The organism is Prevotella corporis DSM 18810 = JCM 8529 (assembly GCF_000430525.1).
GTDB lineage: Bacteria > Bacteroidota > Bacteroidia > Bacteroidales > Bacteroidaceae > Prevotella > Prevotella corporis.
Genome location: NZ_AUME01000039.1, coordinates 1 through 13332, shown reverse-complemented (window position 1 = coordinate 13332; position 13332 = coordinate 1). Strand labels below are relative to the sequence as shown.

At 45.2% G+C, this 13332-nt stretch carries 9 protein-coding genes and 1 tRNA gene; 6 read left to right on the top strand and 4 right to left on the bottom strand.

The features are described 5' to 3' along the window. Positions 1-2: 2 nt before the first annotated feature. The 5 genes from H515_RS0107975 (at position 3) to H515_RS0107955 (ending at position 8318) form a co-directional block, all read left to right on the top strand. On the top strand, positions 3-2765 hold the full coding sequence (locus H515_RS0107975; RefSeq protein ID WP_028901815.1) for a S8 family serine peptidase: 2763 nt from the start codon (positions 3-5) through the stop codon (positions 2763-2765). An 11-nt stretch (positions 2766-2776) separates the two neighbouring features. Further along, positions 2777-3730 carry a PorV/PorQ family protein gene (locus H515_RS0107970; protein ID WP_025877639.1) on the top strand — a complete coding sequence of 318 codons (954 nt, stop codon included), beginning with the start codon at positions 2777-2779 and terminating at the stop codon, positions 3728-3730. A gap of 34 nt (positions 3731-3764) precedes the next feature. Next, the gene (locus tag H515_RS0107965) at positions 3765-5321 is read left to right on the top strand and encodes a hypothetical protein (RefSeq protein WP_025877637.1); all 1557 of its coding nucleotides are present in this window, start codon (positions 3765-3767) and stop codon (positions 5319-5321) included. A 358-nt stretch (positions 5322-5679) separates the two neighbouring features. Beyond that, positions 5680-7572 (top strand): heavy metal translocating P-type ATPase, encoded by a 1893-nt coding sequence (locus H515_RS0107960; protein WP_025877635.1) that lies wholly within the window; start codon positions 5680-5682, stop codon positions 7570-7572. A 176-nt stretch (positions 7573-7748) separates the two neighbouring features. Continuing rightward, positions 7749-8318 carry a hypothetical protein gene (locus tag H515_RS0107955; RefSeq protein WP_025877632.1) on the top strand — a complete coding sequence of 190 codons (570 nt, stop codon included), beginning with the start codon at positions 7749-7751 and terminating at the stop codon, positions 8316-8318. A gap of 256 nt (positions 8319-8574) precedes the next feature. On the opposite strand, the gene H515_RS0107950 is transcribed toward H515_RS0107955, so the two are convergent. The 3 genes from H515_RS0107950 to H515_RS0107940 form a co-directional block, all read right to left on the bottom strand. After that, entirely contained in the window at positions 8575-9504 is a 930-nt protein-coding gene (locus H515_RS0107950; RefSeq protein WP_025877630.1) for a YitT family protein, read from the bottom strand. A gap of 363 nt (positions 9505-9867) precedes the next feature. Further along, a complete protein-coding gene (locus H515_RS0107945) occupies positions 9868-11583 on the bottom strand; it encodes a S41 family peptidase (protein ID WP_036891608.1) in 1716 nt (571 codons plus the stop codon). A gap of 138 nt (positions 11584-11721) precedes the next feature. Next, positions 11722-12237: a HutD/Ves family protein gene (locus tag H515_RS0107940; protein WP_025877628.1), complete on the bottom strand. Its 516-nt coding sequence runs from the start codon at positions 12235-12237 to the stop codon at positions 11722-11724. Positions 12238-12878: 641 nt separating this feature from the next. Here H515_RS0107940 and H515_RS0107935 point away from each other — a divergent pair. Continuing rightward, a tRNA-Asn gene (locus H515_RS0107935) sits at positions 12879-12952 on the top strand. Positions 12953-13035: 83 nt separating this feature from the next. On the opposite strand, the gene H515_RS0107930 is transcribed toward H515_RS0107935, so the two are convergent. Next, the coding region (locus H515_RS0107930) for a transposase (RefSeq protein WP_028901813.1) at positions 13036-13332 on the bottom strand (297 nt) is incomplete at its 5' end.

The window sequence follows — 13332 nt, the reverse complement described above, 5'->3', positions numbered from 1 at the left end:
AAATGAAAAAATCAATTATATATCTATGTGCATGCGCTGTCGTGGGAATGATGTTTGCCACATCGTGTCAGGACAACTTCAATTTGGAAGCACCCAATTCCGGCACACGCAATGTTACGATTAACAAGGATATCTTTGCAGTAAAAGGCTGCATCAATATCAAATTAAGTCCGAGAGAGAACTATGAGCTGGAAAGTTCATCAGACGGGAAAGTGGAAATGCAGAGTGTACCCTCGGCAATGGCTTCCGCGATGAAATTCTCGGGAGCTTACAGGATGGAAAGAGTTTTCAAACCGGCAGGCAAATACGAGGCACGTACCGTTGCCACAGGTCTTGATCGCTGGTACACCGTATATTTTGATGAGAGTAAAGACGTTGGGGCTGTTCTTCAACAATTCAATAAAGTTAAGGGAGTTGAGTATGTTGAGCGCATCCTACCCATCGCTCATCCCGAAGTAACAGTCAAGTCAGTGAGAAATATTGAAACCAAAGCCAAGACAACCAGTGGTAAGGGGAAATTCAACGACCCGCTGCTTCCCCAGCAATGGCATTATTACAACGATGGTTCAGTGAGTACTACCGCTGTTCCGGGGGCTGACTGTAACGTCAAGCCTGTATGGGAAAAATATACAACAGGAACAAAAAATGTAATCGTTGCCGTAGTCGATGGTGGTATAGACGTAACCCACGAAGACTTAGTGGAAAACCTCTATGTGAATGAACTGGAAAAAAACGGAAAGCCTAACTTCGATGACGATGGCAATGGTTTCATTGATGATGTTTACGGCTACAACTTTGTTGAGGGCGATAATGTCGTTGGTGGCACGATAGAGCCTGATGACGAATCACATGGTACGCACGTTGCGGGAACTATTGCTGCACGCAACAACAACGGTAAAGGAGTCGCTGGTATTGCTGGTGGCGATGGAACTCCAGGTAGTGGAGTAAGGGTCATGAGTTGCCAGATTTTCAGAAAAAAGAATGAGCAGGGCGATGCGGCAGCAGCTATTAAGTACGCCGCCGACAACGGTGCTGTCATCTGTCAGAACTCATGGGGCTATCCCTCAGCTTCCGAAGTCACAGAAATGCCTAAACTTTTGCAGGAAGCCATCGATTATTTCATTAAATATGCCGGTTGTGACGAAACTGGAAAGCAGAGATCCGATTCACCAATGAAGGGAGGAGTGGTCATTTTTGCCGCCGGTAACGAGAATAAGGAGTTTTCGGCTTACCCTGCTTGCTACGCTCCGACGATTTCTGTTTCAGCGATGGCATGGGACTTCAAGAGAGCCAGCTACAGTAATTATGGAAAATGGGTAACCATCATGGCTCCAGGTGGCGACCAAGAGACCTACGGAACAGAAGGAGGTGTTTTAAGTACCGTCTCTATGGCGAAGAATCCAAAGGGTTATGCATTTCTTCAAGGAACCTCAATGGCTTGCCCACACGTTTCAGGTATTGCTGCGCTTGTCGCGTCTTATTTTGGAAAACAGGGATTTACCAATGATGATCTTAAATCGCGTCTTGTCTCTGCATACCGCCCATTCAACATCGATGAAATGAATCCGATGTACAAAGGAAAGTTGGGAAAGGGCTACATTGATGCTGAGGCTGCATTTGAATCTGACACCAAGATAGCCCCCGATAAGGTTGAGAAACTAAACCTTATCCCTGACTTCGTGGAAATCCGTGCAGAATGGAGCGTTGCTAAAGATGAGGATAAGACAGCCTCTTTCTATAGACTCTACATCAGTCCTAACGAACTCACGAAAGAGAATCTCAAGAACAAGACCTATCGAGAAATCAATGGTATTGGACATAAGCTGGGAGAGACACTGAAGTTCAACTTTGACAATCTACAGGACAACAAGGAATACCACATTGCCATTGTTGCCATCGACCGTTGGGGCAACATCTCGGAGCCTATCATTAAGAAGTGCAAGACAAAACTCAATCATACTCCTGAGGCAACGGGATTTCCCGAAGACGTTATCGAATTGAGCAACAACGAAAGAAAGACTTTCAGCTTCAACGTTGCTGATCCTGACGGACACAACTGGGACTTGAAGACTGCTGGCGATACAAAAGGTGTTTCATACACCATCAACAAATCAACGGTGAATATCACCATCGTCCCCGTTCTCGCAGCCGGCAACTATACTTGCAAATTCATTATCTCCGACGATCTTGGTGCTAAATTGGAAAAGAATCTCAGATTCTGCATTTTCAAATATATGCCACCGAAACTCGAAAAGCCATTCGACAATTTTATTATCGGACTCGATGAGGGCGTTGTGAACATTCCGTTGAAGGGGCATTATTCGGGCAGTGCCAACAAGGAACTGACCTACACGGTTAGTGCATCGAACAATAAGATTGCATCAGCCGGAATAAGCAACAACAACATTCAAATCAAGGCTTTGGCAAAAGGCACGACCCGTATCAGCGTACTCGCTTCCGACGGTAGGCAAAACTCATCGGAAGGCTCGTTCCAGCTTCGTGTCGTTGAGAGAAAGTCCGCTCCGGTCTATGCCGTCTATCCTATTCCGGTGAAAAGAGATATCAACGCTCTGCTCAACCCGGAGGTTAGCCAAGCAGAATTCATCATCTCATCAACCGTAGGTGAACGAGTGATGAAAGCCAATGTAAAACCCGACAGCAAGCATGTTGCCACACTGAATCTCGCCAGCTTGCGCTCCGGCACCTACAAGTTGACAGTGCATACAAACAAGGGTGATTTCAGTAAAATGTTCATTAAACGATAAATTCAACAGACATGAATTCAAAACACATGATAATCATAGCTTGTGCAGCACTTTTCGGTGCTACACAAGCGAAAGCCCAAGGACAATCCCTACCAATTCTAACGGCAAATCCTGATTCCAAAACAGCAAGCATGGGCAATGCTTCGGTTGCAAGCGATGGAATGTACCTTTACAATACTCCCTCGGCGTTCTTCAACACCGATAAAAGGTTTACATCCGACGCCTCAGTCTCGTTGTATGAAAAAGAAGATGGCGCACAAGGATTATTCGGTTTGTACACAGTCACAATAGGTTACAAACTTTTTAAGCGGCACTCAGTATTTGGAGGTTTCAGGTATGCCGGCGGACTAAAATTCAACGGATACGACATGATGGGCGAACCAACCAAGGAATATAAACCCTATGATTGGACTATTGATTTGGGCTACTCTTACATGATAGGCAATGGGTTGGCTGCTTATGCTACCGGAGCTTTTATCTTCAGCCATCTTTCTAAGAATGCCTACGGTGGTGCTTTTTCGGTGGGACTATCCTACACTAAAGATAACCTCACAATGGCGAAAAGACCTGCCAGCGTTATGATTGACGCCAAGGTGGAAGCTATAGGTCCTGACCTTGACTACGGTAATGGGCACAAAAGCTCAATGCCCACTCATGTTTCATTGGGAGGAAAAATGGAAGTTGATGTAACCGACATGCACAAAGTAGGTGCAGCGTTGGCCACACGCTATTTCTTCCGACCCACAGACGCCAAAGTTTTCATGTTGGGTGGCGGCGTTGAATACACCTACAACAACTTGTTGTCAGCAAGAGCAGGTTATGAGTATGGCGATCACAACCTCAGTCATTTCACAATGGGTGCGGGAGTCAAATACCATAACTTTCGCATCAATGGTGCTTATATGCTGAAAACTGCAGATGGTGGGAAAAGCTACTGCACCATTGGACTTGGATATGATTTCTAACAAAACAAATTATTCACAATCTAAAAATCAAATTATGAAAAAAGCATTATTCTCAATTTGTACATTGGCAATAAGTATTGCTGCCACAGCTCAGATTGTAACCGAGCCTGAAGGGAAGAAAATCGACAATATGTATCGCCATAGCGAATCTTGGGTGCGGGGATGGGTAAATTCAGAACCCGGTGTTTACGAAGGTTTGGTCTCGCAAATCATAGAGGGTACGGATGGATGTCTTTATGTTTACAACCCACTCTCAGGACTCGAAAGCAAATCTTGGATGAAACTTGACAAGACGGGAGAAGGAAAATACAAAGCTGTCTTCCCACAAAAATTCTATAAAGACAAGAGTGGTGGCGATGATGATTCGGAAAGAGGAAGCGATAGAGTATTTACGCTCAATCGTTTGGTCAATAAAGGAGATAATCAATATGAGGTGGTTGCACCGGATAAGAACTACATCGAGTTTTCATGGGATGGCTCGAAGCTTCAAATGGAAGGTATGGGCACCAAACAAGAAATATTGGGCATGGTGGATAATTCCGGCGTTTGGGATAGATTCTATGGCGATTGGAATATTACCATCAGCACGCTTGCATACAAGTTGCTGACCCCTCCCGCAACAGGTGTGAAGAAACAATATACGTTCACGTGCGCCGAAGAAAGTTCACCACGTATTATTGATGCAATTGCAGAAGGAAACGACCTATACCTAAAGGGCATTTCAAAAAATCCAGCATTGGCAGACGCATGGGTAAAGATTACGTTAAATGGTAATAAGGCGACCTTGCTGACAAATCAGTATATGGGAACATCTACCAAGGGTGATTTTGGCAAGTATTCAGGCGACCTGATGAAATATCATATTTTTGCTGCTGCTTTCAAAGATGCAACAACGATGGCCGATAGAATTGATTTTTCAGTAGATACTGAAACGCAAAAGCTTACCACCGGCAATCTGCTTAAGATGTTTTTGGGTCTAAGCAGCGAAACTAATAATCCATCGGATGATTATGAGGTATTTGGAAACATGACATTGACTCCATTTGTTCAAAAAGCCGCAAAGCCGGAGACACCAAAACTGTTCTATTGCAATGCTACGCCGAGTTATGATTACTCAACAACAACTACTATATTGGCTTTCTATGTAAACAATGCGGATGTAAATGGCAACTACCTCAGCCCGGACAAAATGTATTACAATGTTTATGTCAACGACAGTAAAGAGCCCTTTAAGTTTATAAAGAGCGAGTACTTCTACATTGACGATGATATGACAAACATTCCTTTCAACTACCAAGACAAAAAGAATGATGACATCAAGTCGGATGGCAATCTACGCATCCTGCACTTCTATGATCCGGACATTACCAAACTCTCATTGGTTATGGTCTATGATGATGGAGAAAATGTATTTAAGAGTGAGCCATTAGTTGTGCAACCAACCTCTGCCGGCATCGAAAGCACAAAGTCGGACGAGCCTTGCAAGATGGAAGTTTACTCTGTTAACGGATATAAATTGAAGAAACTTCAAAAGGGATTGAACATCATAAAATATTCTGATGGAACAATGAAGAAAATATACGTTAAATGATTTTTAACCACTATAAAACAATAATGAGAGTGTACTTTCCGCCTACGAAATAATGACTTAATTGCAAAGATGGAAAGTTAATTGAAAGGCTGGATTCCAAGCGAGGAGTTCAGCCTTTAACTTAAATTATCCTTCGACCCCATTCCACTATTCAATATTGACGGCATCAATTTCCGTACATTTTTATCGCAAGCAAAAACGTATTGCAGAAGGTGAACTTTCACTGTGTCAAAGGTCATCTATTATCACTCAAAAGGTGAGCTTTCGCAAGACGATATCTATACTGACGAAACTTTGCAACTCGGTTGCAAAAGATTCTCAGTAACTTTGCTGACAGAAACAACAAATAAAAATGGATATGAAAAGAAAACTGACAAGAATCGTTCTCACAGGAGCATTGCTTCTGGCTGCATGGCTGATTGACGAACGCACAGATTTGCCCATGTGGCAGACACTGATGCTCTACATTATCCCCTACTTCGTCATAGGCTACGACGTGATGGCGGAATCCATCGAAGGCATTATGGAGGGTAATCCCTTCGACGAGAATTTCCTGATGAGCGTCGCCACCATCGGAGCGCTGCTCATTGGTTTCCTGCCCGATGCCGAACCTCAATTCGTCGAAGGTGTGAGCATTATGATTTTCTTCCAACTCGGCGAAATGTTTGAGCACTATGCCGAGGACAAAAGTCGAAAATCGATTTCCGAACTCATGGACATCCGCCCCGATACGGCAACCGTGGAGCGCAATGGGACAACTCTCGACACCGCTCCAGACGATGTTCAGGTAGGCGAGACCATCGTTATCAGACCTGGTGAGAGGATTCCGCTCGACGGAAACATCACCGACGGAAGCTCAAGTCTCAACACCGTGGCACTGACGGGCGAGAGTGCGCCACGCGACGTCACGGTAGGCGATGAGGTTTTCTCTGGCAGCATCAACATTTCGGGACTGCTCAAGGTAAGAGTGGTGAAACCTTTCAGCGAATCCACAGCCTCAAAGATTATCAACCTCGTCGAGAATGCAGCCGGAAACAAGTCGAAGAGCGAGTCGTTCATCCGCCGCTTCGCAAGAATCTACACCCCGATCGTAGTCATGGCTGCAATATTGGTAGCCTTTGTCCCACCCCTTTTCCAACCAGACTACAGCTCGGCACTTTCAACATGGCTCTACCGAGCCCTCACCTTTCTCGTCGTGAGTTGTCCTTGCGCATTCGTCATATCCATTCCGCTCACATTCTTCTGCGGAATAGGTGGGGCAGGACATGAAGGTATTCTCATCAAGGGCGGCAACTACATGGAGGGACTGGCCAAGATAGGCACAATGGTATTCGACAAGACGGGAACGCTGACACACGGAGTATTCGAGGTCAAGGCCGTACACCCCAACGAACTCACTGAGAAGGAGTTGCTTCATATGGCCGCACATGTCGAACGGTTCTCCACCCACCCCATTGCCGCAGCGCTGCGCAATGCCTATCGTGACGAGAATGACGACTGTAAGATAGAAAACATTACCGAGCTGGCAGGACAAGGCATCAGAGCCAAGGTCAACGGAAGAACCGTCTGCGTGGGTAACGAGGCCATGATGGTGGCCATCGGGACGATGCCGACATCATGTCAACAATGCCACGAACTCAAGGGTACTACCATTCACGTGGCCATTGACGGGAGATACGCTGGGCACATCGTCATCGCCGACAAAGTAAAAGACGACGCGAAAGAAGCCATCGCCGCATTGAAGCGACTCGGAGTGAGGAAGACGGTAATGCTCACAGGCGACCGCAAGGAAGTAGGTGAGCACGTGGCAAAAGAATTGGGCATCGACATTTGCCACTCTGAGCTGCTCCCAGCCGACAAAGTGGGGCATGTAGAACATTTGTTGGGTGAAAAGACCGACGGGCAGTCGTTAGCATTTGTGGGCGATGGCATTAACGACGCACCCGTATTGACCCGCGCCGACATTGGAATCGCCATGGGTGGACTGGGAAGCGACGCAGCAATAGAGGCTGCAGATGTAGTGCTGATGGACGACAGCCCATCGAAGATTGCCAAAGCCATGAGAATCTCGCGACGAACCATCAGCATCGCCATGCAGAATGCCGTGTTCGCCATTGGTGTCAAAGTGGCTATTCTCCTGCTTTCCACTATCGGCCTGGCAACTATGAGTATGGCAGTATTTGCCGATGTAGGAGTCATGGTGCTCACCGTGTTCAACGCCATGCGGGCATTGAAGGGGAAAGCTGATTGAATCGCCTGTTCCACAGGCATGGACAATCGATAAAAGGACGAACAAAATACCTTTATGACTGCGTAGAGGATGTGAGAGAGCCTTGCCATTTATTGGATTTATTTAAATCTTATTACCACTGGAATGGCATTCTCTCTCACGAATAAACCGTAATTTTGTAGTCCAAAGCCATCCTTATGTCTGAAAAGAATCTATTGATTGTTCTACTCGTGCTCTGCAACTTCCAGGCAAACGCCCAGCAAGTATTGGTCTGCGACGGTGCGAACCGCTTTCCTCTGCGAGACGTGGAGACACTTGCCGACGACAAGCCCGTAGGCAAAACAGATTACTTAGGACATATTGTGCTGCCTGAAAACTTCAGCACGGCAACGTTTCGGCGAAGGGGTTTCCATAATGAGAAGCTCAAACGCGAGGAAGTTCTCAGAGACACCGTGTTCCTTTTCCCAGCCGAGCACTACCTCGACGAGGTCATAGTAACTGCAAAACAAATTGTTGACGGGAATGCGCTCCTGAAAAGAATGCCCAAGAGGGATATACTGGAGAAAGCGCCTCCACATCCCATCAACGAGTTCGACTTAGGAATGATGCTCGACAGACGAAGAAGGCGAGACAAAGAACACGTCGAAAAGCTAAGAAAGATTTTCAAGAAGTTGGACGGAACTGACGTGGAAGACCCGATTTTGAGGGCCTACAATGAAACCAAGAGGGAACAAGAGAAGGAAAAGCAAAGAAAAAGTGCAAAGTAAACGATGACTTTGCACTTTTTGTTTCATGGACAATCAATCCGAATATATTTAAACTCCTATCGGTCATCAGAGCCTGTCCTGTTGTTATTTGTTTACTGAGCAGTCTGTTTGTCGTAATGATAAAGACACAGCAAGCTGAGGAGAGGGACGATGGCTAAGAAGCTGCCGACAAGCGTATGAAGTCAGCCGAGAAATTATATTGTCAACCTTGCATTGTGAAAATGTGCCCGAGTGACCGATCTGAGCTATAGGCGAATCAAGCCTGCACTTCGGTTTCCGCATTATGAGGCTTGCTATTCTTGTGCTTAACCTTGAACTTCTCAAAACCTTCGCCGAACACTCCCATCACCTGACTTTGCGTAACGAAAGCATGGGGATCAATGTCGTCTATCATCCGGTAGAGCAAACCCGCCTCACGCCGGCGCGTAACGACAATCACTACCTTCGTACTCTTGCCACTGTAATAGCCCTTCGCGTCGATAATCGTACAACCACGATGCGGGGGAGTGGAGGAAATCATGTCGCAAATTTCCTGATAACGCTCGGAGATGATGAGGAACTGCACAGAACGACGTCCAGCATTGACAACCTGATCCAGCACTAAGGCTGTAATTATCAGACAAACATAACCGTAAATCACTTGATCCCAGCTTCGAAGAACAAGGTAACTGAGTGTCACGATGGTCATATCGACAAGGATAATCACACGTCCGAGAGAAATGTCACGGTACTTGTTCACAATGGCCGCTACGATATCGGAACCGCCTGAGCTGCCATTGTACGACAAACAGAAGCCCAAACCCAAGCCACAGAAGATGGCCCCGATGAGAGCAGTCATGAACGGCTGGTCGTGAAGTATAGTAGGATTGGGCACAAACTGGCGAATCAGACCTGTTACCAGCGTCAGAACAATCACGCCATAGATAGTCTTGATACAAAACCGCAGTCCGAGTGTTTTCAGGGCAGCCGTCAAAAGCACTGCATTCATGACGAAGTAGGTAACATAGACCGGTGTTCCCGTTCCCCAATAGATGATGGAAGACAACCCGGCCACTCCGCCATTGCCAATGTGGTTGGGCAGAAGGAAGATGGTCCAGCCGATACCATAGAACAAACACCCAAGGGCAATCATGACATAATCGAGAATTTCCCTGTAAAGAACTTTTCTTGAAATCTTTATCTCCATAACAACGTTTTGTTAATTAGGCTGCAAATTTAGACATTAAATTGATAACAACCATCTTTTTTGCTATAAATTTTCAGATTGTAACTAATCTTTAACCATCATGAAAATACTTTGGTATAAGAGTATTACGACGAAACACATCGAAGACTTGCATCTTTTTGAATGCGTTTTGACATCTTTTTATCTCAAAGATAGAACCGTTTTCCGGAAAAAAGCAATCGGACGGGCATAAAAAAGCTTAGAGCTTTTTTGAAGAAAAGTTAAGAACTTCTTTTAATAGCATTAGAAGCAAGCAGTCGCTGATTCAAAAACTTACCCTCCATACGTTTGAAACGTACGGTAAAACAGGCGACAAACCGCCGTTTAGCGTTTATTCCCCTCTGCCGATTCTGTCGCTTGGCGAGAAACCGGTGTGAGCAATTTCTGATATTTCGGTTTATCGTTGAGCAACTGTACCGCCGCTTTCCATTGTTTATCAAACTGTAGGCTGTTCTCAATTGAGCCCCGTTGGAAATAATAGGACGACACCAAATCGGAAGTAAGTACCTGTTTCAGCGTCTGTTTGTTATAGTCCAAATCCTTTGAAAGGTTGTGGTTCAGTTTCTTGTCAAGGGCATCAAACTCTGCCTTAGCATCATCATAGTAACCTTCGAACTTGGCCAGTTTCACCAAGTTCTCCATGTATTTCTTGCTCTCACGGTCGTATTTGAAACCACTGTCCAGCACTGCTTGCTTGAAGCTCTCATAATCGTCATCGGAGATAATGAAAGTCTTGGCGGGGGCAATCGTCGGATGATTTTTGATGTACTGCAACTCCCAATTAAGCATCACTTCCGTAGAGTCTCTGCCAACGGAGGCGAGATAATAGGCAATATTGGGCAACGAATCAGGCAAGATTTCAATATCGGGCTTAATTCCACCACCATCTCTGACTTCACGCCCATTGGCCGTGTGGAAGAGGTGAGTGAGCGAATCAGGAACATGCTCTATGTACCCACCGTTGTTATGTTTGTAGTTGATGGCCTGTATGCAACGTCCGCTCGGAATATAATACTTGCTGGTCGTCAGTTTAAGATTGCCATTATAAGGTAAGTTCATTGGCGCCTGAACCAATCCCTTCCCATACGTGCGCGTTCCGAGAATTACGGCACGGTCGAGGTCCTGCAGACTGCCACTGGTAATCTCGCTGGCGCTGGCAGTCTCTCTGTTGACGAGTACTACAATCGGCATAACAGTGTCAATAGGCTCAACAGCGGTTTTGTATTCCTTGTTGGCACGTTCGAGTTTACCAACAGTTTTCACCAATGTCAGTCCTTTCGGCACAAACATATTGACGATATCTATCGCCTCCTGTAAACTTCCGCCACCATTATTCCGAAGATCGAATACAAGCGAGGTCATGCCAGCACGCTTCATCTCAAGGAAAGCACGGCGGACTTCTTTCGCACAATCAGTCGTAAACGAGTTTAGGTTGAGATAGCCTATGCCATTTTCCTGCAATCCGTAATAAGGGACTGACGGCAGCTGAATGGCCTTACGTGTTATCTTGAAACTCATAGTCTTTCCAGTGGTTGGACGTTTGACCTTCAGTATAAAACGGGTGCCGGCATCGCCACGAAGGTGCTCGCTGACATAGGTCACAGGCTTGCCTGCCATGGTGGAATCGTCGATAGAGAGGATGATATCGCCTTTCCGCAATCCAACCTCAGCAGCTGGCATCTTCTCGTAGGGTTCGTCGATGACCACATTCTGCAGCGCCATGTTGTAACGGACAATCGCTCCAATGCCAGCATATTTGCCCGAAATCATCATGTTCAGGTCTTTCACCTTTTCCTCTGGATAATAAATCGTGTAAGGGTCGAGCGAACGGAGCATAGCATTGATTCCAGTTCCGACAACCTCGTCTGCATCAAGCGTGTCAACATACATCATTTCGAGGTACTTGTAGATGGCTGAGAAGGTTTCAAGATTCTTTGCCACCTTGAAGTTATGGTCTTTGGAGGCTGTGCCCTGTGCCATGACGGTAGAACAGAAGGCCAACAGCCACAATGCGAATGCCAGGAATATCTTTTTCTTCATAATTCAGAATATAATGAATACTGTCTCATCTGCCACATCCACCCGACGCAAAGTTGAGAATCGGCAGCGAATACGGTGTTGCAAAAATACACTATTATAATGGAATAATAAATAGATAGTCTCGAAAATTACAAAAAATTAGAGAAAGGTCACAACAATAGCCTTGCCTTCCAATGTGTATCCACCATCTATCAACACCGAGTCGTGCTTCCCCACACGCTGTCCGTCAACGACGATCTCATCGATGGCAAACAACAAGGTGCGCGTCTGTTCGTTGTCGGCATGAGCTCGCTCAACGACTCTGACCTCTACTTGCTGATCTGCCCGGAAGATGACATTGAAGTCAATCGCCCCCTTCGAGTTCTCCGAGCGCACGGCCTCATCACCTGAAAAGAGGAAAGGCTCTAACGGCGAAAGCTCGTATTTTCTTTCATCTCTAAAAAGCGTAAGACGGCCCTCCACGGGGAGGATGTATCGTTTATAACCGCTGAAGTCAGAGAAATCGCTCGAAGTGAGATCGATGACAGCCGATGAAATTCTGACATCGAAATTACGATCGGAAAGACTGCTTCCCTCCGGTGTTATATATAGTTCGCGCGTAATTCCACCTTTCCAAGTGTTGGTCTTATAATCAGCCTGATGAATGATTTTCATATTGTTTGTCTGTTTTGAACGTTCGTTAATACTACTAAGCTACTGCAAACTTACAAAAAATAAATGACAACGAGGCTGTACTGACCATTGAAGTTTAACAATTATCAGTGTCAGTTCAATAAGTATCCAGCAATCTGTATTCCTTATCCGACCGAAAGAATGTATATCATTGCGTCCCATAGCGTCCTAAATATTTTTTCGAAAACTCAAGAAACATCGCATAAATCATAAGACTTGACGTGTTTTCTTTCTATTCATATAGGGCGTACATCGCCAATTCGTATTCAGGTGGTGATAAACAGACGCCTGATAATGAACATTCTACCTAACCAGCACCATGAAATTATATTACAAAAAACTGTATTGGGGACGTACTTTGTAAACCATTGATAATCAAAATGATATTAATTGCGATCTAAAAGCTTATCTTTTACATTCCAATTCATGACCTATTGCAGCGCAAAAGGTAAGCTTTTAGAAAGTGAGGGCTAAGCTTTTGGGGGATGAATGAAGACAATTTTAGGACACTATTGTCCAATATCACATCAATTTTAGTGTTTCTCTAATTTTTTTTCCAAAAAGTTTGGATAATAAAAAAAAACGCTGTATCTTTGCACTCGCTTAAACAAAAAAGCATACCTGCTTCAGTAGCTCAGTTGGTTAGAGCACCTGACTGTTAATCAGGGGGTCGTTGGTTCAAGCCCATCCTGGAGCGCACAGACGGAAGTCCTTATCATAAGGACTTCCGTCTTTTTTCATAGACTTGCAACACAGGGCAGTTTCAGGCTCAGTAGAAAATCAATGGGGATAGGCATATAGTTTTGCAATTCTGAATAAAAAGAACTTCTTGTCTGCCACTCCTCTTAGATTGGCTCGGAAAAGTTTAATTTTGGCATTGAACGATTCTGCCATGGCATTCGAAGATCTGTTGTTATAGAAGTTCAATATCTCATCATAATGCTCGTAGAATGTGGCAGCAATCACATTGAATGAATGGAAGTCTGCCTCTTCAACTTTATTGTACCACCGTGCCATGGAGAGCCTGGCTGCATCCTTGATGGTGTTCTTGGCGAAGATTATGCGCAGTGAGTGGCA

Bases quoted from the DNA above. Each gene is read 5' to 3' on its own strand.
- H515_RS0107955 (WP_025877632.1), top strand. From the start codon at position 7,749: ATGTCTGAAAAGAATCTATTGATTGTTCTACTCGTGCTCTGCAACTTC.
- H515_RS0107960 (WP_025877635.1), top strand. From the start codon at position 5,680: ATGAAAAGAAAACTGACAAGAATCGTTCTCACAGGAGCATTGCTTCTG.
- H515_RS0107940 (WP_025877628.1), bottom strand. From the start codon at position 12,237: ATGAAAATCATTCATCAGGCTGATTATAAGACCAACACTTGGAAAGGT.
- H515_RS0107965 (WP_025877637.1), top strand. From the start codon at position 3,765: ATGAAAAAAGCATTATTCTCAATTTGTACATTGGCAATAAGTATTGCT.
- H515_RS0107945 (WP_036891608.1), bottom strand. From the start codon at position 11,583: ATGAAGAAAAAGATATTCCTGGCATTCGCATTGTGGCTGTTGGCCTTC.
- H515_RS0107950 (WP_025877630.1), bottom strand. From the start codon at position 9,504: ATGGAGATAAAGATTTCAAGAAAAGTTCTTTACAGGGAAATTCTCGAT.
- H515_RS0107975 (WP_028901815.1), top strand. From the start codon at position 3: ATGAAAAAATCAATTATATATCTATGTGCATGCGCTGTCGTGGGAATG.
- H515_RS0107970 (WP_025877639.1), top strand. From the start codon at position 2,777: ATGAATTCAAAACACATGATAATCATAGCTTGTGCAGCACTTTTCGGT.